Annotated in this window: 15 protein-coding genes; 1 reads left to right on the plus strand and 14 read right to left on the minus strand. The window is 48.7% G+C overall.

Going from position 1 to position 24,978, the window contains the following annotated elements; genetic code table 11:
• Positions 1-21 precede the first annotated feature (21 nt).
• The 5 genes from BN98_RS02960 to BN98_RS07835 are packed head-to-tail and all read right to left on the minus strand — an operon-like array spanning position 22 to position 7,319.
• The gene (locus BN98_RS02960) at positions 22-999 is read right to left on the minus strand and encodes a peptidylprolyl isomerase (RefSeq protein ID WP_019189813.1); all 978 of its coding nucleotides are present in this window, start codon (positions 997-999) and stop codon (positions 22-24) included.
• A complete protein-coding gene (mfd, locus tag BN98_RS02965) occupies positions 996-4,508 on the minus strand; it encodes a transcription-repair coupling factor (RefSeq protein WP_019189812.1) in 3,513 nt (1,170 codons plus the stop codon). The genes BN98_RS02960 and mfd overlap by 4 nt, the downstream gene beginning before the upstream one ends.
• Positions 4,505-5,191, minus strand: coding sequence for an aminoacyl-tRNA hydrolase (gene pth / locus BN98_RS02970; protein ID WP_019189811.1), 687 nt, complete (start codon positions 5,189-5,191; stop codon positions 4,505-4,507). The genes mfd and pth overlap by 4 nt, the downstream gene beginning before the upstream one ends.
• Positions 5,188-6,141, minus strand: a complete 954-nt coding sequence (locus BN98_RS02975; protein ID WP_019189810.1) for a ribose-phosphate diphosphokinase — start codon at positions 6,139-6,141, stop codon at positions 5,188-5,190. The genes pth and BN98_RS02975 overlap by 4 nt, the downstream gene beginning before the upstream one ends.
• Before the next feature lie 53 nt (positions 6,142-6,194).
• Positions 6,195-7,319 carry a DapH/DapD/GlmU-related protein gene (locus tag BN98_RS07835; RefSeq protein ID WP_019189809.1) on the minus strand — a complete coding sequence of 375 codons (1,125 nt, stop codon included), beginning with the start codon at positions 7,317-7,319 and terminating at the stop codon, positions 6,195-6,197.
• Between the two features lie 135 nt (positions 7,320-7,454).
• On the opposite strand from BN98_RS07835, the gene murC reads away from it, so the two are divergent.
• Positions 7,455-8,849: a UDP-N-acetylmuramate--L-alanine ligase gene (gene murC, locus BN98_RS02985; protein WP_019189808.1), complete on the plus strand. Its 1,395-nt coding sequence runs from the start codon at positions 7,455-7,457 to the stop codon at positions 8,847-8,849.
• Between the two features lie 63 nt (positions 8,850-8,912).
• Here the strand turns inward: murC and BN98_RS02990 are convergent, their stop codons facing one another.
• From BN98_RS02990 to BN98_RS07840, 9 genes are all read right to left on the minus strand, one after another.
• Positions 8,913-10,862 (minus strand): acyltransferase family protein, encoded by a 1,950-nt coding sequence (locus BN98_RS02990; protein ID WP_019189807.1) that lies wholly within the window; start codon positions 10,860-10,862, stop codon positions 8,913-8,915.
• A complete protein-coding gene (locus BN98_RS02995) occupies positions 10,811-11,233 on the minus strand; it encodes an MORN repeat-containing protein (protein WP_019189806.1) in 423 nt (140 codons plus the stop codon). Before BN98_RS02995 ends, BN98_RS02990 begins: the two co-directional genes overlap by 52 nt.
• Positions 11,234-11,242: 9 nt before the next feature.
• On the minus strand, positions 11,243-12,580 hold the full coding sequence (locus BN98_RS03000) for a tetratricopeptide repeat protein (protein WP_019189805.1): 1,338 nt from the start codon (positions 12,578-12,580) through the stop codon (positions 11,243-11,245).
• 8 nt (positions 12,581-12,588) lie between these two features.
• A complete protein-coding gene (locus BN98_RS03005; protein ID WP_019189804.1) occupies positions 12,589-13,299 on the minus strand; it encodes a hypothetical protein in 711 nt (236 codons plus the stop codon).
• 12 nt (positions 13,300-13,311) lie between these two features.
• On the minus strand, positions 13,312-15,657 hold the full coding sequence (locus tag BN98_RS03010; RefSeq protein ID WP_019189803.1) for an endonuclease MutS2: 2,346 nt from the start codon (positions 15,655-15,657) through the stop codon (positions 13,312-13,314).
• Between the two features lie 125 nt (positions 15,658-15,782).
• Positions 15,783-17,486 carry an amino acid ABC transporter ATP-binding/permease protein gene (locus BN98_RS03015; RefSeq protein WP_040942517.1) on the minus strand — a complete coding sequence of 568 codons (1,704 nt, stop codon included), beginning with the start codon at positions 17,484-17,486 and terminating at the stop codon, positions 15,783-15,785.
• On the minus strand, positions 17,470-19,212 hold the full coding sequence (locus tag BN98_RS03020) for an ABC transporter ATP-binding protein/permease (protein WP_019189801.1): 1,743 nt from the start codon (positions 19,210-19,212) through the stop codon (positions 17,470-17,472). Before BN98_RS03020 ends, BN98_RS03015 begins: the two co-directional genes overlap by 17 nt.
• On the minus strand, positions 19,209-19,607 hold the full coding sequence (locus BN98_RS03025; RefSeq protein WP_019189800.1) for a YbaN family protein: 399 nt from the start codon (positions 19,605-19,607) through the stop codon (positions 19,209-19,211). The genes BN98_RS03020 and BN98_RS03025 overlap by 4 nt, the downstream gene beginning before the upstream one ends.
• Positions 19,608-19,731: 124 nt before the next feature.
• Positions 19,732-24,951 carry a X2-like carbohydrate binding domain-containing protein gene (locus BN98_RS07840; protein WP_052332290.1) on the minus strand — a complete coding sequence of 1,740 codons (5,220 nt, stop codon included), beginning with the start codon at positions 24,949-24,951 and terminating at the stop codon, positions 19,732-19,734.
• Positions 24,952-24,978: the final 27 nt, after the last annotated feature.

The raw sequence follows: 24,978 nt of genomic DNA on the forward strand, positions 1-24,978 counted from the left end.
TACATAACCGTCGGGTAAGGGTCAGTTTTTCTCAGCGTTGCTTTCTGCCGGAGCAGCCGATTCTTGGTTCGAAGCCTGTGCGGACTCCTGCGCAGAGCCTTTTGCCGAATCCTGTGTGGACGCTTGCGAAGCAGATTCTCCTTCAATCTTGACATCCGCATCTTGTACCAGCTTCTGCAGGTATGCGGTGTACTTCTCTCCGTTGAGCTTTTCGATAATCTGATCCTTCAGAGCTTCCACCGTATCATTGCGCTTTTGGACCTGAATGATATGGTAACCGAACTGTGTTTTCACCGGGTTACCGATTTCGCCAACCTTCTGTTCCAGGATAGCTTTTTTGAATTCATTCACAAATTTCGAAGGGCTGGTCGAGCCCAAACTGCCGCCGTTTTCCGCCGAACCTTTATCTAAAGATACTGCTTTGGCAACATCCTCGAACTTCTCACCCTTTGCCAAACGCTCCTTGACTTTCTTTGCCTCATCTTCTGTCTTAACCAGAATATGGCGGGCTTCCACCGTGACCAAAGCGTCTTTGTTCTTATCGAAATACTGCTTAATCTCCGCATCAGAAGGCTTATGCTGTTCATTATAAAGAGCCTTGTGCTTGCGAGAGATGGTCTCGAAACGAAGGCTTTCCTTCAGTTGCTCATCCGTAACGCCCAGTTGTTTTAACGTATTGCTGTAGTTAGCTGCTCCGCCGTATGCCTTCACCGCTTTATCGTATTCCACAGCAAAGTCCTTATCGGTCAGTTCGATTTTATTCTTCTTCAGATCCTGCAGCATGACCTGTTCTTGGATCAAGGATTCGCGAATGGTCGAGGGCAGACGATACTGTGCCGCGATCATGCTCTTATAAAGATCCAACTGCGATTCGTACTTGGCTTTTGGAATTTTATCGCCGTTAACGGTAGCATAAGTTGCTCCCGAGCCGGATCCGCATCCTGCCAATAACAACATTCCAGCCAAAGCCAAACTTACGAATTTTTTACCGATTTTCATTCCTTTTCCTCCCTGTTTTTCAGTTGCGTCATGAGTTGCAACAAACGTTTCGTATCCTTCAGTTTATGGGGTGAAACCGCAATCTTAAAACGCGGTTCCTTTTGAAAATCAAAAGTCAGCGGTCCGCTGTATCCCTCCGAAATCGCCTTCAGTTGCTCCACAGAAAATTGTTCGAATTTTTCATAACGCAATTCAATGGCTTCCTTCGTCTCCTTGATGCGCGAAAATCCCAAATCGCTCGCCCATCGTTTGATCAGAGCAATGTCCAACAGATTTTCCACGCTCTCCGGTGGATCGCCGAAGCGGTCCAGGAGCTCCTCTACAATTTTACTGTATTCCTCTTCATTTTCAATGGAAGCGATTTGACGATACATCATGATCTTGTCAGAACTTTGAGGGATGTATTCGTCAGGAATGAAGGCACTCACCTTCACATCCACGTTAATATCCCCTGCATGCACAGTCTTGGCCTCGCCTTTGGCGCGAGAGACGGCTTCTTCTAACATACGCACATAGAGTTCATACCCGATGGATTCAATATGTCCGGACTGACTCTCGCCCAAGAGATTGCCGGCACCGCGCAGTTCCAAATCGCGCATGGCAATCTTGTAGCCTGAACCGAATTCGGTAAAATCACGTATTGCCTTCAAACGCTTCTCGGAGATTTCGGATAACACCTTGGAACGATCGTAGGTGAAATAGGCATAACTCTGACGGTCGGAACGCCCGATACGGCCTTTGAGCTGATAGAGCTGCGAAAGGCCCATGCGATCCGCCTGCTCAACGATGAGCGTATTTACATTGGCAATATCCATCCCCGTTTCAATAATCGTTGTAGCCAGCAGAATATCCGCCTCGCCTGAAACAAATTGTTCCATTACGTTCTCGAGTTCACGAATGCTCATCTGCCCGTGCGCTACCACAATTCTTGCTTCCGGTACTAAGGCCTGCAAACGTTCATAAGCAAAATGGATATCGTGCACCCGATTGTGCACAACGTAGACCTGTCCGTTGCGATCGAGCTCGCGCCGTATCGCATCGCGCAAAACAACCGGATCCGTCTCCATCACATAGGAAATGGTCGGATAGCGTTCCTCCGGCGGCTCCTCCAATAAGCTCATATCACGAATCCCTGTCAATGAAAGCTGCAACGTGCGCGGGATAGGCGTGGCAGACAACGTCAGAACATCTACATTTTCTTTGATCTTCTTCATCTTCTCTTTGTCTTTCACGCCGAAGCGCTGTTCCTCATCCACAATGAGAAGACCCAGATCTTTGAATTGGATGTCCTTGGACAGCAGACGATGCGTGCCCACAACAATATCTACGCTACCCTGCCGAATCTGTTTGACGACGGCTTTTTGCTTCTCCGCACTTTTAAAGCGCGATAAAAATTCAATGCGCATCGGGTAGGACAGGAAGCGATCCATCATCGTCTGATAATGCTGTTGCACCAAAATCGTCGTCGGCGCCAGAAATGCCACCTGTTTGCCGTCCATGACGGCTTTAAACGCCGCACGTAACGCTACCTCCGTCTTACCATAGCCGACATCGCCGCAGAGCAAACGATCCATCGGTTTGGAACTCTCCATATCCGCTTTGATTTCTTCCGCCGCACGCAGCTGCGACGGCGTTTCTTCATACAGAAAGGATTCTTCAAATTCTTGCTGCCAAGGCGAATCCGCAGCAAACGCATGTCCTTTCACTTTGGAACGTTTGGCATAGAGTTCCAATAAATCCTCCGCAATGGCATCCACCGCTTTGCGCGCTTTTTCCTTGGAGCGTTTCCATTCCGAACCACCCAGCGATGAAATCCGCGGCTTGGGCCCGCCACTGCCGATATATTTCGTGACCAGATCCATTTCATCGGTCGGCACATAAAGAGCATCCGCCCCTTTGTAACTGATCTTGATGAAATCCTTTTTGAGACCGTCATATTCAATGGTTTCCGTCCCCAGAAATTCACCGATGCCGTATATTTCATGCACGACATAGTCTCCCGGCGCCAGATCCTGATAATTGAGCAGATCACTCTTGCGACGGGGACGCCGCACGGCCTTGCGTTTCTTTTCTTTTCCGAATATTTCGGTGCGCGAAATAATATGAAGATTGCCGTCCGGTAATAGAAAACCGTGCCCAAGTGACAACGACGAAAGAAGAATTTCCCCGTCCTTTATATCCTTGAAACGGGTACGTGGCGTTTCGTTCGTAAAGAGAATATCGGACGCCAAAAGCCGCTCTGCAAGAGCCTCTTTTCCGCTGCCCACCGCCAATACAATCTTCTTTTTTTGTTTCTGCGACCAGTGGAGCGCATCCGTAAACTCGCTCCAGCGATTATTAAAGTTTTCCGCCTCCATACTGCGAATCTGCAGCAAGGCATCCGGCGTGAATTCGCGCACGCTTTTTAGAATCTGCGTCAGATTCACTAATGCATAGGCGCCAAGGGCTTCGTATACATCGGTTATGGTGAGACGATGTGACAGATGTGCTTTTAAGATTTCCGACTGCTCTGCCAGCGTCGTATAGGTATCCAAGGCTAAGGCATCGCGCCGCTTTTCCGTCTCTAAAATACGCGAAATATCGTCAAGAACGATTACCGCATCATCTGGCAGATAATCCATGAGTCCCGCCGTCGAGTCATCATTAAGATATGCCTCCGCCAAATCCGGATTGGAAACGTGATTGTTCGTTTCCAATTCATCCATCAGGTGATAAAACTTATCCAAGTTGGGATGCAGATGATGCTTTTTAGCAACGGCTTCCGCTTGCTTTAAATCAACGCGCATGCGCGAGAGAACATCTTTACAGTCCGCATCCGTGAATAATAAATTTTCTGCCGGGGTCAACAGGATCTTTTCATGCGGATCCACCGAACGCTGTGTCTCCACCTCAAACGAATGAATGCGTTCAATATCCGTATCAAAAAATTCAATGCGATACGGCAGTTTTGATGCAGGCGGGAAAACGTCCAGAATATCGCCACGAACGGAAAATTCACCGGCATGTTCCACCGAAGTCGTGCGCACATAGCGCATGGCTACGAGTTTACGAATCACTTCTTCTTCTGAAACCGAGGTGTCCACGGCCAGCGTTACAACCGACTCTGCATAGCGACGCGGCGGAACAATGCGCCTTTTCAGAGCGGAAAGGGTCGTTGACACGACCATTGTGCCACCGGCATAGACTTCCTGTAACACAGAAAGACGTTGCCTGGACACCGGCGAAATCGTCGAATCCGTTTTGAAAAATTGCAGCTCTTCTTCAGGATAGGTATAGGCTCGTGCAACACCCGCATTCTGCAACTCTTCCGTGAATGCGCGCGCCTTTACGGCAGATTCGGACACGACAAAAACAGGACACTCGCGTTGCGCCGCAAGGGCGGCAACAAAGGGTCCTGTACTTTCCGGCACCAATCCGTGCAGATGGATGCGGCGTTTTCCCCCGTCCAGTTCATGCAGTAGACGAGTAAAACGCGGTTCAAGAAGAAACAGTTCGTCGGTTTTTGTCATGAATCTCCACAGCGCTTTGCTTTTTTACGAAAGGCATCCTGCTTGGCTCGTTCACGGTCCAAAGCACGAATCCGTTCGCTTTCTTCTTCACTGCGCTCCAGTAGGGAGGGTGCCTTCCAGCCGTTCCAGGTGTTCATGGCATCACGAACCCCCTTCTCCAAAATTTCCTCCACGGCCTCTGTGGCGGCATCCAATTCCTCATCGATGGTCGTTTGTTCCTCTTCCGTAAAATGAGAGAGCACAAAATCAGCCAAATCCCAAGAAGCCGGCCGATGTCCGGTCGCAATCTTAACGCGAATAAAATTGCTGCTGCTAAGCTCTTGCACCACCGAGCGCAATCCGTTATGCGTGCCGGCCGATCCCTTTTCCCGCACGCGCACAGTACCCAGATGAATATCGATATCATCCACAACAATAATGACATCCTGGGGATCGATTTTGAAAAAATCCACCGCCTGTCGCACGGCTTTACCGGATAAATTCATAAAGGTTTGCGGCTTCATAAGCACAACCTTATCGCCAGCTACTCGCCCTTCACCGACCAAGGCATCCCATTTCAGCTGCTCAATGGCAATATTCCACCGCCTTGCCAAGCGGTCCATCACGGCAAAGCCCACGTTATGACGCGTACCGTCATAACGTGCGCCCGGATTGCCGAGACCGATAATCAGCTTCGTGCTCATCGCGTAAACATCCCGCTGACGGATTTGAACGAATACACGCGGCGAATGGCTTCCGCAAGCAAGGGGGCGATGGAGATAATTTCGATCTTATGGTTCATCTTGGCTTCGTCCACCTTTACAGTATTGGTAACAACACATTTTTTGACAGAGGACTGCAGGATCTTATCCGTTGCATTGCCCGAGAAAATCGCATGAGATGCGGTGATATACACATCCTTGGCACCACGTTTGGTTAAATAATCCGCGGCGTTTGTGATCGTACCGGCAGTATCGATGATGTCGTCAATGATAATGCAGTTCTTGCCTTCCACATTACCAATGATGTCCACGACTTCCGACACATTGGCTTCCGGACGATGCTTTTCAATGATGGCGATGGGCAAATTCAACAGATGAGAGAAGGCACGCGCACGCGTTACACCACCCAAGTCCGGAGAAACCACCATCCAATCAGAAGGATTGTCCTTGACCAGAGGCTCAAAATAGTCGGCCAGTAAACTGCCGCCTTGGAAATGATCCACAGGAATGTCAAAATAGCCCTGAATTTGGCCGGCATGCAGATCCACGGTAATTACACGATCCACGCCTGCGGTGGCCAGAAGGTCCGCTACCAATTTAGCGGTAATCGGTTCACGGCCGCTGGTCTTACGATCTTGGCGGGCATAACCGTAATAGGGCATGACTAAATTGATATGGCTGACCGAAGCACGCTTAAAGGCATCGGTGCAGATCAAAGCTTCCATCAGGTGATCATTCACCGGTTCGGAGGTCGGCTGAATCAGAAAAACATCATAACCGCGAACGGTCTCGTTGATCTTGACGTTAATCTCTCCGTCCGCAAAATGGCCGACTTTCATGTCGCCCAGCGGCAGTCCCAGTTCTTTACAAATGGCTTCTGCCAGCGGAAGGTTGGCGTTTCCAGAAAAAACCTTCATTCCTACACGTTCCATAGATCCCCCTTTGATCCTTTCTTCCTTTTCGACACAGTGCGTGCCTTTGACGCTTACAATAAACCCTTGGCTTTACGCTTAGCAACATAGCCGGGAATACTTTTCTGTTCCGCTCGCTCCACAGCCAGCGCGCCTTGCTCTACTTTTTTCGTAATGGTGGATCCCGCTGCCACAAAGGCCTCGTCTTCCAATTCCACCGGTGCCACCAGATTGGCATTGGAGCCGAGGAAGGCATGATCGCCTACTACCGTGTGATGCTTGTTCTTGCCGTCATAATTGCAGAAAATGACGCCACAGGATATGTTCACATCCTTCCCGACATCGGCATCGCCGATATACGCCAGATGGCCTGCCTTGGTCCCTTCGCCCAAGGTCGCCTTCTTTACCTCCACAAAATTACCAATGTGCACGTGGGGGCCAATCACCGCATGTGGACGCAAATGGGAGTAAGGACCGATATTGGAACCCTCCTCCATGACGGATTCTTCGATGACGGAAGAACGCACCGTAACCTGATCGCCCAGCGTGGAGTCGGAGATGTCGGAGCGATCCGTAATCAAACAGCCGCTGCCGATTTTAGTTTCGCCCATAATGCGCACATTGCCTTGAATCCAGGTGCCCGCACCGATCACAACTTCCGGCGCAATTCGCGTCAACGTCGGTTCATCAATGCGTACGCCTTTTTCCATCCAATCATAGCAGATATTTTGTGCCAAACTCCTTTCTGCCAATTGCACTAACAGATAGGAGTCCACTACGGGCACATCTAGGAACAATTCATCCACTACCGGATCCGCTTCTTCCGGTTGAACCATATCCGTCCAGGCGTCAAAAAAGGTGTCAAAATCCGCATCGCCCAGTTCTTTTAAAGAAGCCAGCTCGCTTTCGCGTACCTTAACGATGCCCGGCGTGCCCTGATAATCCGCCAAGATAAGCTGGTCAGAGCTGTAGAATCGATATAATACATCCTCATCCAACCCACAGCAGGCTTCATTGATGACCAAAAGGTCCCCCTGACACACGTCAAGTCCGCCCGGAAGGATTGTCCAGGACGGACCTGATAAGGCTTTCTTCACATAATCCACGACGGGATGCCCTAATAACAACGCATTCGTCTCTTCCTGCCGAGCGCGAAGCGTGTTCAAAAAGGGTGACGATAAAATAATTACAGATGGCATATTCTCTCCTCATCAATACCAATCAAATCAAAATTATTATACACAAACCGTTAACAGAAACCAACAGGGCAGGAACTTCACTAGCGCCCGTGACAGTATGGTATAATACTAATTTGAGTAATAAGAGGAGGGAAAATGTTTCAGTTTAGTTTGAATCCATCGGACATGAAAAAAGTCCATTTCATCGGTATTGGCGGTGTCAGCATGTCTGGTATTGCGGAATTGTTGCACGATACAGGCTATCAGGTAACCGGTTCCGATGTTCGTGATAATAAATATGTTAAGCATTTGGAATCGGTGGGAATTCCGGTAACGATCGGCCAGTCGGCTGAAAACATAAAGGATCAGGAGCTTTTTGTGTATACGGATGCCATCCTCCCCACCAATCCGGAATTGCAGGCGGCCATCGCTACCAGAAAGCCGTGTGTCACGCGCGGCCAATTTTTAGGCGCTCTGATGCAGAATTTTCCAGCGTCCATTGCCGTTTCCGGCTCTCACGGAAAATCCACCACTACTTCCATGATTTCCGATATTCTGATTCGCACGGATGAAAAGCCCACCATACTCTTGGGAGGCACCCTGGACGATATCGGCGGTAATGTATTGTCGGGAAAAGGCCCCTTCTTCCTCGCGGAGGCCTGTGAATACAAGGGCAATATACGCTATTACTATCCGCAGGTTGCCATCGTTCTTAATTTGGATGAGGACCACCTGGATTACTATAAGGATTTGGACGACATCGTAAAGGCGTTTGAACGCTATATGCAAAATATTCGTCCGAACGGCTATGCCATCATCAATGCGGATGATCCCAATTCGAAAACCTTGGCGTCTCATGTAAAAGGAAAAGCCATTACGTTCGGCGTAAATAACAGCGATGCGGACTATAATGCCACTGACGTTACTTTTGATCCATACGGTCACCCCTCTTTTACCCTGCATTTCCCGGATCAGAGCGAACAGCGTTTTTCACTTGGCATCATCGGGCGTTTCAATATTTATAATGCCATGGCAGCGATCATCGCATGCGATATTACGCATGTGGATCGTCGCATCATTAAACAAGGTATTGAAGAATATCGTCCCCTCCACCGTCGCATGGAATACGTTGGCGATTTTCAAGGGGCACGCGTATTAACGGACTATGGACATCATCCCGTGGAAATCCGGGCCACCTTGGAGGCCTTGGCAGAACATAAGATGAAAAAACTGTGGTGCGTCTTCCAACCGTATACTATCTCGCGTACGAAAACCTTGATGGATGAATTTGCGAAAGCCTTTCATCATGCGGATGAGACGGTGATTACGGCCATTCAGGTGGCGCGAGAGATTGATACCGGTGAAGTGAAGAGCGAACAGCTCGTCGAACGTGTCAATCAAAACGGGGATCATGCGGTCTGCCGTCAGACCTTTGAGGATGTCCTCCATTATTTGGATGGAAAAGTGCAGCCTGGCGATATTATCCTAACCACCGGCTGCGGCAATGTCGATGAATTGGCGGAGCTTCTTGTCACATCTGAAAAGAAATAAGAAGCGCAACTGTTTTATGAAATAAAAGGCGACCCGTGCGGGTCGCCTTTATATTTTTAAGCTTTATTTTTCCCCCTTCGCCGGTTGCTTCATGCTTTGCTGTAAAGCGGTTTTCAGCATGGAGACAAAATGTGCGATGGCCTTATCCTTACCGTAAAAATGCACGCCGTCCGTCCCTTCATAGTACTCCGGGTGTTCCTGGGAGATTTTCGCCCAATCCGCCAGCGTCACATAATACGGCTTATCAACGTTACGCAAGAAATTCGTATATTGCACGGATTCCGTTGCCCTGTCTTTACTCTTATCAAAGGGGGTGACGAAAATGAGACGATGTCCGTTTGGCAAAGCGTCCAAGATGCGTTGGTATTGCTTTTGATAATTCGGATAGATATTCGTGCCCAGAGCGATCACAACGATATGCCCGAGACTCCCACCCTTTGCCTTTTGTGCAAGGATGTCTGCGCCTTGATGCAAGAAGCGACTCACGGCGCCATCCACTGAAAGATTGGGAATATTCTTAACCAATGAGGAGCGCACCACTAATGATACGCTATCGCCGATAAGCGTGATCTTTTGTTTGTCCACCTTCTTTTGCAGTTGCGCTGCTTCTTTCTTTTGCTTGGCTTCCCGTAACGCCTGCGATTGATCGGCAACGGTGTCGTGAAGATCTTGCATAGTTTCCCAGTCTTGCTCCAAGCCGTTAGCCCAGACTTGTCGTTCCATTTGCAACATGGCCGGTTCACGATGAAATGCCGCTGCGGATGTGAACAGGAATAAACAAAAACACCCTGTGAGTATGGCTATCCTCTGTAATGAGGTCAACACCTTCGTTTGTTTTCCTAAGCGTAGCGGACGATGAAACCACAGCGACTGCCACAGAAACTCATTGCATAAGCTTAAGAGAAACGCCAAAAGAAAGGCAATGATAGCTGCCAACGGCTGGCTCATATGTCGTTCCAACAGAACAAAAAACGGCCAGTGAAAAAGATAGAGCGGATACGTCAGCTTGGCTAGAAAACGAATGCCTTCCGGTTCATAGCGGCCATGCGGTTTCTGCGCGACCAAACGGGCACAATATAGAAATGCACCACTCAATAAAGCAACCAGCGGAAAGCCCAACACATAAGTCCATGCTGAGGTGTAATCAAGGCATTTTGCCATCACGAAAAGCAGCACCGGTACAGAAATGAGGACCGCAACTGGGCCTAACGACGATTGCTTTTGGGCACGGCGCAAAAACACCATCGACTGATGTTTAAAGCCGCTGATGCCGGCTACAAAACTGCCGACAAAAAATGGAGCCATGCGCGTCACATCGGCAAAATAGCGAAACGATGTATTTATGTTAAATAGCGTTAATAGCCATTGCAAAAGCGTCATCCCCATAAAGAGCACAGCACTGGTAAAACAGATATTCACGCGCAGCCGTCCTGCATTAGTCGTCTCTCTTTTACGGCGTCCGGAACGGTGTGACACGCTCTGTCGCGCCATCACTTTTAAGGCCACTGCCCAGAGGATGTAAAATCGCAACTCGGGACCCAGAGACCAGGTATGCAGAAACAGATGCTTGATATACTGACTCTCATAACTGCCGCCGGTAAAAATCTCATACCAGTTCGTGGTAAAGCCGAACACGGCTGCCAACTGGCGACGAAAATCCACCAGAAAATCCGAATGAATGAATAACGCAAGCGGCAAAATACAGAGCAGCAAAAGGGCCAACGGCGGTAATAACCGCAACACACGACGCTCAAAAAAAGCACGCAAAGAAAAGGTCTTATTTTCTATCATTTCATCCAATAGCGTTGCCGTAATTAAAAATCCGGAAAGCACAAAGAGCACATCAACGCCGAAAAAACCCGCAGGAAGACTCTTGGGAAAAAAATGATAGAATATCACAGCCGCCATGGCCAAAACACGAAGGCTATCCAGCCATTCCATGCGGTGTACCATCGGTTTTTTTACTTCTTTTCGTTCGACGGATGCTGTTCCGCTGTGTTGTAGCGAATCCATCCTTCCTCCTTCTTAAGAATCCACTGCTCCCCGTTTTCAAGCGTTAAAATGGCTTTCTCCTGCGGTTCGCCCAGTTTAAAATCGCCTTGTAGTGACCAGCCCTGCTTCGATTGAAAGGTCCCTTTTCCCTCAAAGCGACCTTTTTGCCACGTACCCCGATACAGAGCGCCATCCTTACCGATGAACACGCCTTCTCCGTTAAAACGGCCGCGCTGCATGCTTCCCGTATATTTTCCATTCAAAAGAGACAGATCCTTCACCTGCTGTTCTTTTGGCGGAAGCAGAGAAAAAATACCGCAAAATACCAATGCGCACAAACAGAGAAAAAGGGCTATCACGTTTTTGAAGCCTTTGGCTTTGGTTTTAACCATAGTGCCCCCTTATTCTTCCGAAGTTCCCTCTACCGGATCCTGTGATGTGCCAAGCACTTGCTCTCGCAGTCGCATGACTTCGTTAAAGAATTCGTCGGATAAGTCATCAAACGAGAGAATTTCTTTCAAATCCTCTTCGGCAGCATCGTTATCGCCGCTTTGCGCATAGAGAACAGCTCGATTAAAAAGAAGACGCAACGCATCCGGGTGCTGTTTAAGGCCTTCGGTTGCCGCCTCCAGCGCTTCATCGATCTTCCCATCCGCATTCAGGGCATAGACCAAGCCGTTATACACGTCTTCAAAATCCCCACCCTTATCCAAGCTGGCACGAAATGCCTCTACTGCCGCATCAAAATGGCTCATATTCTGGTACGCTACGCCCAAATAGTAATCGGTATCGTAACGATTGCTTTCGGCTTTGGCTTTCATCAGTGCTTCCAGAGCATGCGGATAATCCGCGCGACGCAAATAATAAATACCATTTTCAATGGCCGCATCGGGAGCAATACGCGTCATGCTCTCTCGCAATTCCTGCTTTACGGTTTCATCATTGCAATGTTCCAGTGCGTGGCTGTAATACGCTGTCGCTTTGAGATACTGCCCCATCTGTTCGTGCAGATCTCCCAATGCGGTATTGGCGGCCACATTCTCTTCGTCTTTTTCCAATACCTGTTCCAGGATGTGGTTGGCTTCTTCCAGAAAAATCGACTGCTGTCCCTCTCGCCATAACAGACGCGCATACTCCACTGCCGCCAGCGGCTCATCAGGATGAAGGATATAAGCGCCACGAAACGATAGCAATGCTGCCTCCCACTCCTTGTCGACAGCCTCATGCACTTTATCATTTGGTTCAACAGATGTAGACGCGTCCGTTATTTCCTGTTGCAACGTGTATGCCCGTTTCAGATGCCCCATTCCTAACTGCAGCGCATAGCCCGTCGGATCTTTCACGGCTTCCTGCAAAAACTTCTTGTAATCGTCAGTATAACGAAAGGCCGGATCGATGGCGAGCATCCACACCATGCCGTTTAAGATGGCACGCACGGGAATTTCGCGATCAAAATGCTCTTGCAGTCCCTCCATAAAGTCACACAGGCGGATGGGCAAAGGAATCCCCACCAAAGAGGAAGGCGCAGCCTCGGCCTGTTCTTTTAATTCAATAAAGGCAACCCGTGGATTTTTCTCACGAAAATAGCTGTCGATATCCTGTACTTCGTCCTCGTCATGATCGTGACAATGACACGCCTCATGATTGTGTCCGTGATGCTCACACCCGCATGCCTCATGCGCACACGCATCGCTATGGCGATGGGGTTCCTGTTGTGTTTCCCATTTTTTATTGTCCATACGATCTCCTAACGATCTTGTCCGAAATGTCGATGAAAGGCGCGTGAACGCGGATTTGAAAAATACAAAATTCGGAAGAGAATGCCCTTCGTCATCCAGTAGAATGCCCACAGTGTTGCTTTCAAAAAAATCACGCCAAAGCCGAGTGGCGAAATAAGGTCAACTGTTGCCAAAAAGGGAAATACGCCCACATAGATAACCACGCCTACCGCTGTATAAAGCAGTAATGGAATCCAATTTGTGCGCCAAAATTCCAGCAAAGACGACAATACATGCGCCGAAGATTCGTGTCCCAGGTAAACTGCCTCAAAGAGCGGTGCCGTAAAAATGATCCATAATAAAGTGATCAATTCCAATATCGTAATAGGCAGAGCGCGCGCAAACAGCAGTGTAAACACCATCGATACCAAAAACACGACAAAGTAGGATTGGGTCAGTGGATAAAAGAGTTGAAAATCCCAATGCAGAAGGTCGCCGGGGACCAAATGTTCCCGTGCAAAGAGTGTAATCATGAGAGAAGCAAAATGCATCATAATCACCATCTCTAACATCCAACTCAATAAGCCGTGGGGTAGTTCGCCCAAACGAGCAAATAGCGGCGCCGCAAGGCTTTGTCCTACGCTATAGATCAGGCAAGCCAAAATCAGCACCGGTAACGATGAAATCATCGTTTTGATATCCTCATAGAAGCTGGTGTATACGTTCTTAATATCTTCCACCGCATCCTCCCCTTATTTTAAAATAATATCCGTCGCACCGGTTCCGCCTTCGCGCACATCGGCAAAGTCAAAGGAGGCAACCCGACGATCTTTTTTCAGTTTTTCCTGGATGCCCTTACGCAGAGCGCCAGTTCCCTTTCCGTGAATCACGCGAACTTTATTGTACCCCGCCAGCACGCAGTCATCCAAATACTTGTCTACAATATCCAAAGCTTCTTCGTAGCGCTTGCCTCGCAAGTCTAGGTACGGCATCTGCTCCGCCGCTTTGTGCACGGACACAAACGATTTGGGCGCAGAGGGCACTTCAATTTGTTTCGGATCCGCCACACGGGCTAAGTCCTTCACATTGGAATTAATCTTTAAGATGCCCATTTGCACCTTCACGTCCCCGTTCTTGTCCGGTCCTTCAACTAATACACCGCTTTGATTGAGCGATAAAACTTTTACCGACTCTCCTACGGTAAGATCCGCCGGTCCCTTACGAGCGGGATCCACCTTGGCCTTTTGATGCTTTTTCTCAAAGGCCTTGGCTGATTCGTGAATTTTATTATAGGAGCGATCGAGCGCCGGACGTTCCCCTTTCAGCGCATCCTTTGCCTGACGAAGCATCTCCTGTGCCGTCTCTTTCGCTTCTTGTATGATCGATGCCGCCTCAGCGCGGGAAGCCTCCATGCGTTTTTCGTAGGCGCGTTTGGCCGCTTCCAGTTCCTTTTGCATTTCTGACAATTTTACCTGATAGGCTTCACGTTCACGGCGGATTTGCGCTCGTTCCTCCTCGGAGGCAATGCGGCTCTTCTCAATATCTGCCAATACATTTTCAAAGCGAATCGTACCATGATCCACATAATGTTGTGCTTCTTCGAGGATATCCTCGGGTAATCCCAAACGTTTCGAAATTTCAAACGCATTCGAGCGTCCCGGTAGCCCTATTATCAAGCGATACGTCGGCGACAGCGTCTCCACATCAAATTCCACCGAAGCGTTCTGCACGCCCTCTTCCTGGATGGCAAAAAGCTTAAGTTCAGCATAATGCGTCGTAGCCACTGTACGAATATCCTCATCACGCAAGCGCTTTAAGATGGCCATCGCCATGGCAGCGCCCTCTGTCGGATCCGTTCCTGAGCCCAATTCATCAAAGAGCAGTAGGGAATCCGGATCAGCATCCTTCAAAATATGAACAATATTCGTCATGGAAGCGGAGAACGTAGACAGGCTCTGCTCAATGGACTGCTTATCACCGATATCCGCATAAATGGAAGAAAAGACAGCCACCGTAGACGGACTGCGCGCCGGAATCTGCAAACCGGCCTGTGCCATGGACTGGAGCAGACCGAGCGTCTTCAAGGTAACGGTTTTACCACCGGTATTTGGACCGGTAATAATCAAGGTATTAAATTCTTTACCGAGGCGAATTGCAATCGGTACGACATTTTTGCCCAATAACGGGTGCCGTGCTTCGTCGAGTTTCACCGAACGATCCAGTGAAAATTCAGGACGGGATGCGTGAATTTCCAGTGCATACTGTGCTTTGGCAAACGTAAAGTCCACAAAAACAAGAGCCTCTTCATTGCCGCGAAGCTCCTGCTCAAACCCCGCCACTTCCATGGAGAGTTCCGCCAAAATCCGCTGGATTTCTTCCTGTTCTTCTCCCTCCAAGGTACGAATCTCATTGTTGAGCTCGACAATTGCCAACGGCTCGACAAAAACCGTCTGCCCACTGCCCGAAGAATCATGTACGACACCTTTTACTTGATTGCGATGGGCGGCTTTCACCGGTAATACATAACGACCGTCACGCATCGTAATTAAATTTTCATTGAGATATCCCGCCTGTCCGGCGTGCGCTAAAATTTCATTCAGCTTAATTTTAATTTGGTCGTTTTTCGCCCGTAATTTTTGGCGAACGCCATAAAGCGTGCGCGAAGCGGTATCGGCCATGGTTTCTTCGGTCAGAATCGCATTCGTGATTTCCTGTTCCAAGCCTTCTTGCAAAAATAACGCACGCAACTGACGCACGATGACGCCATCTTCTGCTTCGGAAACATAGGCATGTAATGCCTGCGCGACACGTAAGCTGTCCGCAATGCGCAACAGATCACGCATGGTTAACACACCTCCGAGACTCGCGCGCTTGAGTGCGGCTCGAATGGGATAGATCCCGAAAAGAGGCGGGTTACCAAAGGCCAGTAAAAGGCGTAGCGCATCGGCGGTTTCCTCTTGTGCCTGCAAAATAACATTACGATCTGCGGAGGGACGCAAAGCTAAGACACGCTCCTTGCCCAGAGAGGATGCCGCATGCTCGGCAACGCGCTGTAAAATTTTATCGTATTCCAGCGTTTTTAATACGCTCTCCTGCATAATGACTCCTTCCGCACGATTGGTTGAAAAATCTGCCCTTTATAAAGGCTATACCTAAGAGTAATCGGCGCCTTTAAAAAATGCAAGTGTTAAGTTTTCTATGATAGAAGTGACTTAACACTGCGCTACGATTTCATCTGCACACGCGTGTCGGCAATGCGCAACGTCGATTCCCGATGGGAAACCAACACCAGCGTTTTTGACGTAGCTTCTTCCTTGAGTGTTTTTAGAATTAATCCCTCATTTAAGGCGTCCAAATTGGAAGTCGGTTCATCCAGAAGAATCAAATCCCCATCCTGCAAAAAGGCACGCGCCAGGCCCAGACGCTGTCGCTGTCCGCCGGAGAGCCCTTCTCCTAATTCGGCAAGAGGTGTATCGTACCCCCTTGGCAGGCTCATGATGAAATCATGAAGAGAGGCCTTCTTTGCCGCTTCCGAAATCTCTTCCGAAGTGGCATTTCGCTTTGCCAGGGCGATGTTTTCGCCAATGGTGGCTTTAAAGAGGTGTGTGTCCTGACTGATGTAGCTCTGCGTTTTTCGAAGCGATGCACCGGGCACCTTTCTCAGATCCACCTTATTTAAAGTGATGCGCCCCTTTTGTACATCCCAGAAACGCATCAACAGCTTTAGCAATGTAGATTTCCCACATCCGCTCGGTCCATGAATGCCCAAAATCTGTTTGGGGGGAATCGACAGAGAAAAATCTTCCAGAATCTGACGCGCTCCGTAACTGAAGGTGATCTCTTCCGCGGCCATGCCTTCAAAAGATACGTCTACATCGCCACCGCCCGGCACTTCTTCCACTTCCGGCTTTTCTTCCAATAACCGCAGTACGCGCTCGCCGGAAGCCAGTGTTAACGTCAGATTATTGGAGAGGTTCGATAAGGCGACCGTAGGACCGAAAGAACCCATCAATGCAACTGTGGTAATTACAACGGTACCGACGCTAACCTGCCCCTGGCGATAAAGCCAGGTGGTGAGAAGAAGGTTCGCAAAGGTCGCCAAAAGAATGATAAGAGAAGTGAAGGCACGCTGAGTGCCGCCATTATCCGCCAGTTTCTTAGCGTCGCGCGACAGTGCATCCGATTCTTCAATGATTCGCTTTGTGCGTTCTTCCCCCTTATCAAAAGCGATAATATCTTCGAGCCCACGTAAGGATTCCAATACCAAGCTATTCATATCGCCTGCTTTTTGGCGGAAAGAAAGACCTGCCTCGGCGCCTCTCTTGCCATTCCTTAGCGGAATCCATACCCCAACGACAAGATAAGAGAGCAGGGCAAGCATGGCTACAGACCAATGGTATTGCCAGAAAAATGCCAAAAGAAAGAGGCAAACAACAAGACAAATAGCAATGGGCGAAATCGTATGGGCGTAAAACACCTCCAAAAGCTCAATATCGTTGGTCAAAACAGAGATAAGATTACCGCGTTCCTTGCCTTCGAGTTTTGCGGGGCACAAAAGGCGCAAGGCGGCAAAAACCTTGTGGCGAATAAGCGCCAAGGTTTTAAAGGCAATGAAATGGTTGCAATATTGCTCTACATAGTGCAAAATACCGCGCAACACTGCAAATACAAGCATAACGCCAAGCAGGGTGGAAAATGATAGAGGTTGAAGAAGTCCTGGCATTCCCTCCACGATATGCATCTCCATCAAGACGCGTAAAAGTGCTTGAGTCGCTAAAACCGTAAGAGATATCGCGCAGAGAAAACCCGCTACGCCAAAAAGAATGGCCAAAATCATGATGGGTAAAAGGGATCGAATCAGTCCGACCATGCGGCGCATTATCGCAATGCTGCTGCGTCGTTGAATAGCTTTATCTGTCTTCATCATGATCCTCCCATCCGAATTGCTCCAAGCTCTCCTGCTTTTCATAGAGGTCGCGATATAGCCCTTTCTCTTGCATCAACGTCTCATGCGTCCCCTGTTGTACGATTTCTCCCTTACTCAGCAAATAAATTTGTTCTGCCAAAACCACGTTGGCTAAGCGATGGGAAATTAACAGCACCGGTTTTTCCTTGGCTAACGCATAAATTTGCTCCATGATGACGGCTTCACTTTCCATATCAATATTGCTGGTCACTTCATCAAAAATGTAGAATTTCGCAGGCTTCAGAAGCGCACGTGCCAATACCAGCCGCTGCCTTTGCCCTCCGGAAAGATTGCTGCCGCGTTCAGCAATGGCCGCATCGAGACCGCCGGAAGATTGTATTTCATCTTGCAGCTTCACCGCCGCAAGAGCCAGCTTCATATCTTCTTCAGTTGCCTTCAAATTTCCCATACGCAAATTCTGTTTTACTGTGCCCTTAAAAAGATGACTGTCCATGCCAACACGGACGATCGCCTGATGCAAGCTACGTGCTTTGATATTCTTAGCTTCTTGTCTGGAGAATAGTATGTTTCCCGCATAGTTGCGATACTTACCGGCTATAATATTTGCTAACGTTGATTTTCCGCAGCCGGATCCTCCGACGATCGCAACCAGCCCCTTCTCCGGGAAAGTCAAGCGAATGTCTTGCAGCACCGGCTCATTTTCATGATAGGAAAAGTACAGATTCTTGATGGAGAGCTGCGCCTGTCCGTCCGGAAATGGCTCGGTTCCGTCTTTTGGCTCTTCGAGCGATAAAATGCGCATAACCTTATCGGCGGCCGCCATCCCATTCATCGCAATATGAAAAAAAGAACCCAATAAGCGCAAAGGCAGGAAAAATTCGCTGGCAAGCAGTACCACGCTCAATGCAGTGGAAAAATTAATGGTATGATTCAAAAACGCATGGCAGGTAAAAAACATACCGATAGCAGCTCCGCCGTAAGCAACAAGATCCATCACGCTAATGGAATTAAGCTGCATCGTAAGAACACGCATTGTAGCGATACGAAAGTCTTCCGCTTCGACATCCATTTCCTCTGCTTTTTCGGCATCTGCGCCGTACACTTTCAAGGTGGTCATGCCTTCCAGATTCTCAAGAAAGTGATCTCCCATGCCGGTATAAGAATTCCAATATTTTGCCAAAATACGTTTGGCGATTTTCTGCACAGCAACGATAGAGAGCGGAATCAGAGGCACGCAGAGCAAAAGGACAACACTCGCTTTAAAATAACGAGGTGCCAGTACGGCAAAGAGCGTTATCGGTGCCAAAAGAGCATAAAAAAGCTGCGGTAAATAACCACCAAAATAGCTCTCCATCTGATCCACGCCCTCTGTGGAAAGCTGCACCACTTCCGCCGTGGATACATGCGCCGTATAGGTTGGTCCCAGACGCAGCAATTTTTGAAATAACTTTTCGCGCAATACTTTTTTCACATCCGCACTGGCGCGATAGGAAAAAAGGCTCTGGCCTTTTTGTCCGACATAGCGCAACACGACAGCGGTAGCAAACGCCGGAAGACACATAGCCAGAACGCTCGGATCCTGTTCGAAGAGCTGCGCTTGCAAAAAAGCAGACAGAGAAAACACCACGGCAATCTGCGATACTAACTGGAGCCACTGGCAGAGTATTGTCAGCGCAATATACCTCTTTGCCTGCGGCACCAAGGCCAGCAATTCTTTTTTTATCATTTCTCCTCCCTTTTCAATTCTGACGATTTCAGTGTTTTGATGCGAAACAAAAAAACATAGATGTGCGCCAACCAAACCACCGAAACGATGCCGCAAGGAATCCAGTGCTTTCTCATGAAAAAGATGGCCATGCCAAACAACACACTGACCAATAGCAGAACGCGGGCTTTCATACCGCATGTCATTCCGCCCCGCTTTTTATACGTACCGACGGTACTCGCATATAAAGAAGTCTGCAAAAACCAGTCATGAAGTCGATCCGAGCTTCGTGCAAAGCAAAAGACCGTTGCCAAATAAAACGGAACGGTTGGCAATAACGGCAGGAAAATACCGATAGTGCCCAAAACGAGCGTTACCATTCCTAAAAGCAGCCAAAAAAGGCGAAATCGTTTCATCATTCCCTCCTAAAAGCATCATTTATAATACCAAAAAATAGGAAAAGAAGCCGCGAATCCGCATTTTTCATGCCGTTTCGTGGCTTCCCTCCTGTAATATAGCGTTTATTAGCCCATCAGGCTGTTACGCTTTCTTTCTGTTCTTGAAGTAATACATCAGTCCCAAGATACCGATACCGCCGATGAGAACCGCTGCTGCAAGAGTGATATGGGAGGAATCCGAAGTATCAACCGGTGCCGATTGCGAACTTTCTTTCCCTCCCGCAATCTGTGCGCTATGCGTTTCTTGAATCAACGTGGCGTTTGACCAGTCGAGAACAAGATACGCGTCCTGTGCGCCGGAGCCCGGTTGGATTTTATCATACGTTTTTGCTCCATTCTTCAGAGCATCCATCGCATCCACCCACACACGCACTTTAATCCGACTTTCTTTTCCACTGCGCAACAGGCTGAACTGATAAGGGAACTTCTGCAGTTTTCCGATCAGGTTCTTGTCGTTGTGCCATTTCATGACTTGTGCCGCCACCGGGTTGCCTCCGACATAATGGAAGAAATTCCAGACGTGGCCGTACATATTCATAAACTCCATGCCGTTGATGGAAAGAAGCACTTGCGTTTTGCCGTTTGATTGACAAATGACACGCGCCGTTTTTACCAGCGCCGGATTGCCCATCGATGGACGATTTTCGTACGCATGCATAAGTTTTACGGGCACATTATAAATCTTGCTTGTAATGTTGCTTTGCCCCTTAGTGTTGCCCTGAGGTTTTGACTGCGTGCCATGGGAGGTTCCCGAACCGCGCTGCTCCGTATTGCCTTGGTTTGGCGTCGGGTTCGGATTCGGTTTCGGCTGATCCGGATTCGGATTCGGCGTCGGCTGAACCGGATTCGGATTCGGCTTTGGCTGATCCGGGTTCGGATTCGGCTTTGGTTGATCCGGGTTCGGATTCGGCGTCGGTGCCGGTTGCGTCGATTCGTGTTTTACCGCCTTGCTCCAATCAAACTCCAAATAGGCTTTCTGTGCTCCGGAGCCCTTAACAATCTTGTCATAGGTCTTAGCGCCATTGTTCAGCGCATCCATTGCGTCTACCCAAACCTTTACGTGAATGCGGCTCTTTGTTTTCAGATTCGGCAGGTTCTTCTGCGCTTCTCCCGTACAATTTAAGCGGAACTTGGACGGGAATTTACGCATCTTGTTTTCTAAATCCTTGTCCTTTTTCTCTTCCAAGACAACCGCCGGTGTCCATTCTTCCGCGCCGCATGGTTCGTTGCGATAGTAGAGATTCCATAGGTGACCGTACATGCCCATAAACGCCATGCCGGTAAATTCCAATTCATAGGATAATCCATCTTTTGTTACAAATACTTTCGCCATATGCACTAAAGCCGGATTTCCCATGGAATGCTTCTTCTCATAGGCATGCATCAGCTCCACAGGAACCTCATAATAGATTTCTGTCCGCTGCGGCTTTGAATCACCTGGGTTTGGCGTCGGGTTCGGATTCGGCGTCGGCTGATCCGGGTTCGGATTCGGCGTCGGCTGATCCGGGTTCGGATTCGGCTTTGGTTGATCCGGGTTCGGATTCGGTTTTGGTTGATCCGGGTTCGGCGCCGGTTGCGCTTCTTTTACCTCAAAGGCCTGTTCGACCATTCCTGCTGCATAACCATTGCCTTCTTTGAAGGCTACCGCCAAGGTGTGCTTACCGGCCGCCAAAGAGTTCAAATACGACTCTTTTAAAGTAATAATGGTACTGCCTTCGGTGACCGAATAGTTTTCCTTCGCAAGCTCATTACCGTCCACTTTGACACTCTTTAAGTTCATCATGGGGGCTATAATACGGCAAGTAAAGGATTTTGTTTCGTTCTTCTTCCATACCTTCGGTGCTTGACCCTTAGAATCTAACATTGGCTTCTGTTTCGGTGTTGAAGGATTCGGGGCCGGCTGATCCGGGTTCGGATTCGGCTTTGGCTGATCCGGGTTCGGATTCGGCTTTGGTTGATCCGGGTTCGGATTCGGCGTCGGTGCAGGTTGCGTCGATTCGTGTTTTACCGCCTTGCTCCAATCAAACTCCAAATAGGCTTTCTGTGCTCCGGAGCCCTTAACAATCTTGTCATAGGTCTTAGCGCCATTGTTCAGCGCATCCATTGCGTCTACCCAAACCTTTACGTGAATGCGGCTCTTTGTTTTCAGATTCGGCAGGTTCTTCTGCGCTTCTCCCGTACAATTTAAGCGGAACTTGGACGGGAATTTACGCATCTTGTTTTCTAAATCCTTGTCCTTTTTCTCTTCCAAGACAACCGCCGGTGTCCATTCTTCCGCGCCGCATGGTTCGTTGCGATAGTAGAGATTCCATAGGTGACCGTACATGCCCATAAACGCCATGCCGGTAAATTCCAATTCATAGGATAATCCATCTTTTGTTACAAATACTTTCGCCATATGCACTAAAGCCGGATTTCCCATGGAATGCTTCTTCTCATAGGCATGCATCAGCTCCACAGGAACCTCATAATAGATTTCTGTACGCTGCGGCTTTGAATCACCTGGGTTTGGCGTCGGGTTCGGATTCGGCGTCGGCTGATCCGGGTTCGGATTCGGCTTTGGTTGATCCGGGTTCGGATTCGGCTTTGGTTGATCCGGGTTCGGCGCCGGTTGAGCTTCTTTTACCTCAAAGGTCTGTTCGACCGTTCCTGCTGCGAAACCGTTGCCTTCTTTGAAGGCTACCGTCAAGGTATGCTTACCGGCGGCTAAAGAGTTCAGATATGACTCTTTTAAAGTAATGATGGTACTGCCTTCGGTGACCGAATAGTTTTCCTTCGCAAGCTCATTACCGTCCACTTTGACACTCTTTAAGTTCATCATGGGGGCTATAATACGGCAAGTAAAGGATTTTGTTTCGTTCTTCTTCCACACCTTCGGTGCTTGATCCTTAGAATCTACCATTGGCATCTGTTTTGGTGCAGCTTTTTTTAAACCGTCAACAGCAGCTTTTAGGGCTTTCACCTGCTGATGCAACTCTTCTGTCGTAGCATCTTGCTTCTTTAATAATGCTTCTGCTGCCTCTTTTTGCATCGCCAATGGTTTCCAGGACTCCGGCGTATAGTCCGATTCCTTTAAAGCGCGGATTTTCGCCAATTGTTCTTGTAGCGCTTTTAACGCTTGGGCTTTTTGCGGATCTTCCTTTTTCTGCAAAGCGGCAATGGCATTCTTTAACGCATTTTCTGCGTTCTTAATCTCTGCATCGTTTGCCTTTTCTTTGTAGTAGGTCTTCGACGCATCCTTTACCGCCTTTTGCAGAGCGTCCCAGCTCTCCTTTGTATAGTCCTTAGCATTTAATTGTTTCGCCTGATCCAACAGATCTTTGAGATCCGCCTTCTTGGCATCGACTAAGTTGTGTCGGGCCGCTTTAAAATCCTGCAGCGCGTTAAACAGTGTGTTCGCATCCTGAAGTTCACCGGAAGCTAAGCTGTCCAGAGTATCCAACGCCTTTTTGTACGGCGCATAGCTCTTTGCGCTGTATTTCGCTGCATCACGAGATGCATCATGCACATACTGTTTTATCCCGGCTTGCAACAGCACCGCTTCTAAATCGGTTCCTGCTGCTAATTTTTCCGCCTTGCTCCAATCCGGTGTTAATTTCGCATTCTGTTCGCCGGCGCCGTGTTTGATCTTGTCATAAGAGGAAGTATCCGCTGATTGTAAAGCGTCCATGGCGTCTACCCAGACGCAAACCGGTACATAGGGTTTTGTTACGTCACAGTCCGTCAGCTTGAGAATTTCAGGAAATTCCATTAATTCGTCCAAAAGGTTGCTATCTTTGCCCATGCGAATCACCGGCACAGGTTCTTTTTTGCCTTTAAAGCTATACGGATTGGCGCCGATTCCATCACTTCTCCACTGGAACAACTTATAAAGATGACCATACATTCCCAAGAAGTGTAAACCGCGCATTTGCATATACAGCGTGGCTTTACCGTTTTTCACATCCATGGTTGCCGTCTGAATTACAGCACCGTTACCCATGGAAAGTCTTTCTCCATCGTACGCGTGCTTCAGTTTCAATGGCACCTTGTATAGGCCGTCTGCTAAGCCGGCAGGCTGCGTCTTCTGCAAAGCGGCAATGGCATTCTTTAACGCATTTTCTGCGTTTTTAATCTCTGCCTCGTTCGCCATGGCTTTGTTGAAGGTCTTCGATGCATCCTTTACCGCCTTTTGCAGGGCGTCCCAGCTCTCCTTTGTATAGTCCTTCGCATTTAATTGTTTCGCCTGATCCAATAGATCTTTAAGATCCGCCTTCTTGGCATCGACTAAGTTGTGTCTGGCCGCTTTAAAATCCTGCAGCGCGTTAAACAGTGTGTTCGCATCCTGAAGTTCACCGGAAGCTAAGCTGTCCAGAGTATCCAGCGCCTTTTTGTACGGCGCATAGCTCTTTGCGCTGTATTTCGCTGCATCCCGAGATGCATCATGCACATACTGTTTTATTCCAGATTGCAACAGTACCGCTTCTAAATCGGTTCCTGCTGCTAATTCTTCCGCCTTACTCCAATCCGGTGTTAATTTCGCACTCTGTTCGCCGGCGCCCTGTCTGATCTGGTCATAAGAGGTGGCACCCCCGGATTGTATGGCGTCCATAGCGTCTACCCAGACACAAACCGGTACATAGGGTTTTGTCACGTCACAGTCCGTGAGCTTGAGAATTTCAGGAAATTCCATTAATTCGCCCATAAGGCTGCTGTCTTTGCCCGTGCGAATCACTTGCACAGGTTCTTTTTTGCCTTGAAAGCTATATGGATCGCCGCCGTTTCCGTCACTTCTCCACTGGAACAACTTATAAAGATGACCATACATTCCCATGAAGTGTAAACCGCGCATTTGCATATACAGCGTAGCTTTACCGTTTTTCACATCCATGGTTGCCGTCTGAATTACAGCACCGTTGCCCATGGAAAGTCTTTCTCCATCGTAAGCGTGCTTCAGTTTCAATGGCACTTTGTATAGGCCGTCTGCTAAGCCGGCAGGCTGTGGATTCTGCAAAGCAGAAACGGAATTCTTTAACGCATTTCCTGCGCTCTCAATCTCTGCATCGTTCGCCTCCACTTCATTCTCTGTTGCAGACTCCGGATTTTCACTATCCTCAGAATTTCTCTTGAAAACGACAGATGTTCCTTCGGATGGCGAAGTTTGTTCTTCGGTTGCCGTCTGCGCCGTTCCCTCTCCCTCCGCGGCAAAACTTACCGTCGGTACGGAGAAGACCGTCGTTACGCAAAGAAGAAGGGCCATTAAAAAGCTCAGTCCCTTTCTCGTCCACGTTTGGATATTTATGCCTTTGCGCTTATTATCCATCGAAGATCTCCTTTCAATACATTGAAT

The organism is Levyella massiliensis (assembly GCF_000308275.2).
Classification (GTDB): Bacteria; Bacillota; Clostridia; order Tissierellales; family Peptoniphilaceae; genus Murdochiella; species Murdochiella massiliensis_A.

Excerpts from the sequence above, each read along its gene's own strand:
- BN98_RS02995 (WP_019189806.1), bottom strand. The coding sequence starts at position 11,233 with ATGGTTAAAACCAAAGCCAAAGGCTTCAAAAACGTGATAGCCCTTTTT.
- BN98_RS03015 (WP_040942517.1), bottom strand. The coding sequence starts at position 17,486 with ATGATGAAGACAGATAAAGCTATTCAACGACGCAGCAGCATTGCGATA.
- murC (WP_019189808.1), top strand. The coding sequence starts at position 7,455 with ATGTTTCAGTTTAGTTTGAATCCATCGGACATGAAAAAAGTCCATTTC.
- BN98_RS03010 (WP_019189803.1), bottom strand. The coding sequence starts at position 15,657 with ATGCAGGAGAGCGTATTAAAAACGCTGGAATACGATAAAATTTTACAG.
- BN98_RS07840 (WP_052332290.1), bottom strand. The coding sequence starts at position 24,951 with ATGGATAATAAGCGCAAAGGCATAAATATCCAAACGTGGACGAGAAAG.
- BN98_RS02990 (WP_019189807.1), bottom strand. The coding sequence starts at position 10,862 with ATGGATTCGCTACAACACAGCGGAACAGCATCCGTCGAACGAAAAGAA.
- BN98_RS03025 (WP_019189800.1), bottom strand. The coding sequence starts at position 19,607 with ATGAAACGATTTCGCCTTTTTTGGCTGCTTTTAGGAATGGTAACGCTC.
- BN98_RS02960 (WP_019189813.1), bottom strand. The coding sequence starts at position 999 with ATGAAAATCGGTAAAAAATTCGTAAGTTTGGCTTTGGCTGGAATGTTG.
- BN98_RS02975 (WP_019189810.1), bottom strand. The coding sequence starts at position 6,141 with ATGGAACGTGTAGGAATGAAGGTTTTTTCTGGAAACGCCAACCTTCCG.
- mfd (WP_019189812.1), bottom strand. The coding sequence starts at position 4,508 with ATGACAAAAACCGACGAACTGTTTCTTCTTGAACCGCGTTTTACTCGT.
- BN98_RS03020 (WP_019189801.1), bottom strand. The coding sequence starts at position 19,212 with ATGATAAAAAAAGAATTGCTGGCCTTGGTGCCGCAGGCAAAGAGGTAT.
- BN98_RS03000 (WP_019189805.1), bottom strand. The coding sequence starts at position 12,580 with ATGGACAATAAAAAATGGGAAACACAACAGGAACCCCATCGCCATAGC.
- pth (WP_019189811.1), bottom strand. The coding sequence starts at position 5,191 with ATGAGCACGAAGCTGATTATCGGTCTCGGCAATCCGGGCGCACGTTAT.
- BN98_RS07835 (WP_019189809.1), bottom strand. The coding sequence starts at position 7,319 with ATGCCATCTGTAATTATTTTATCGTCACCCTTTTTGAACACGCTTCGC.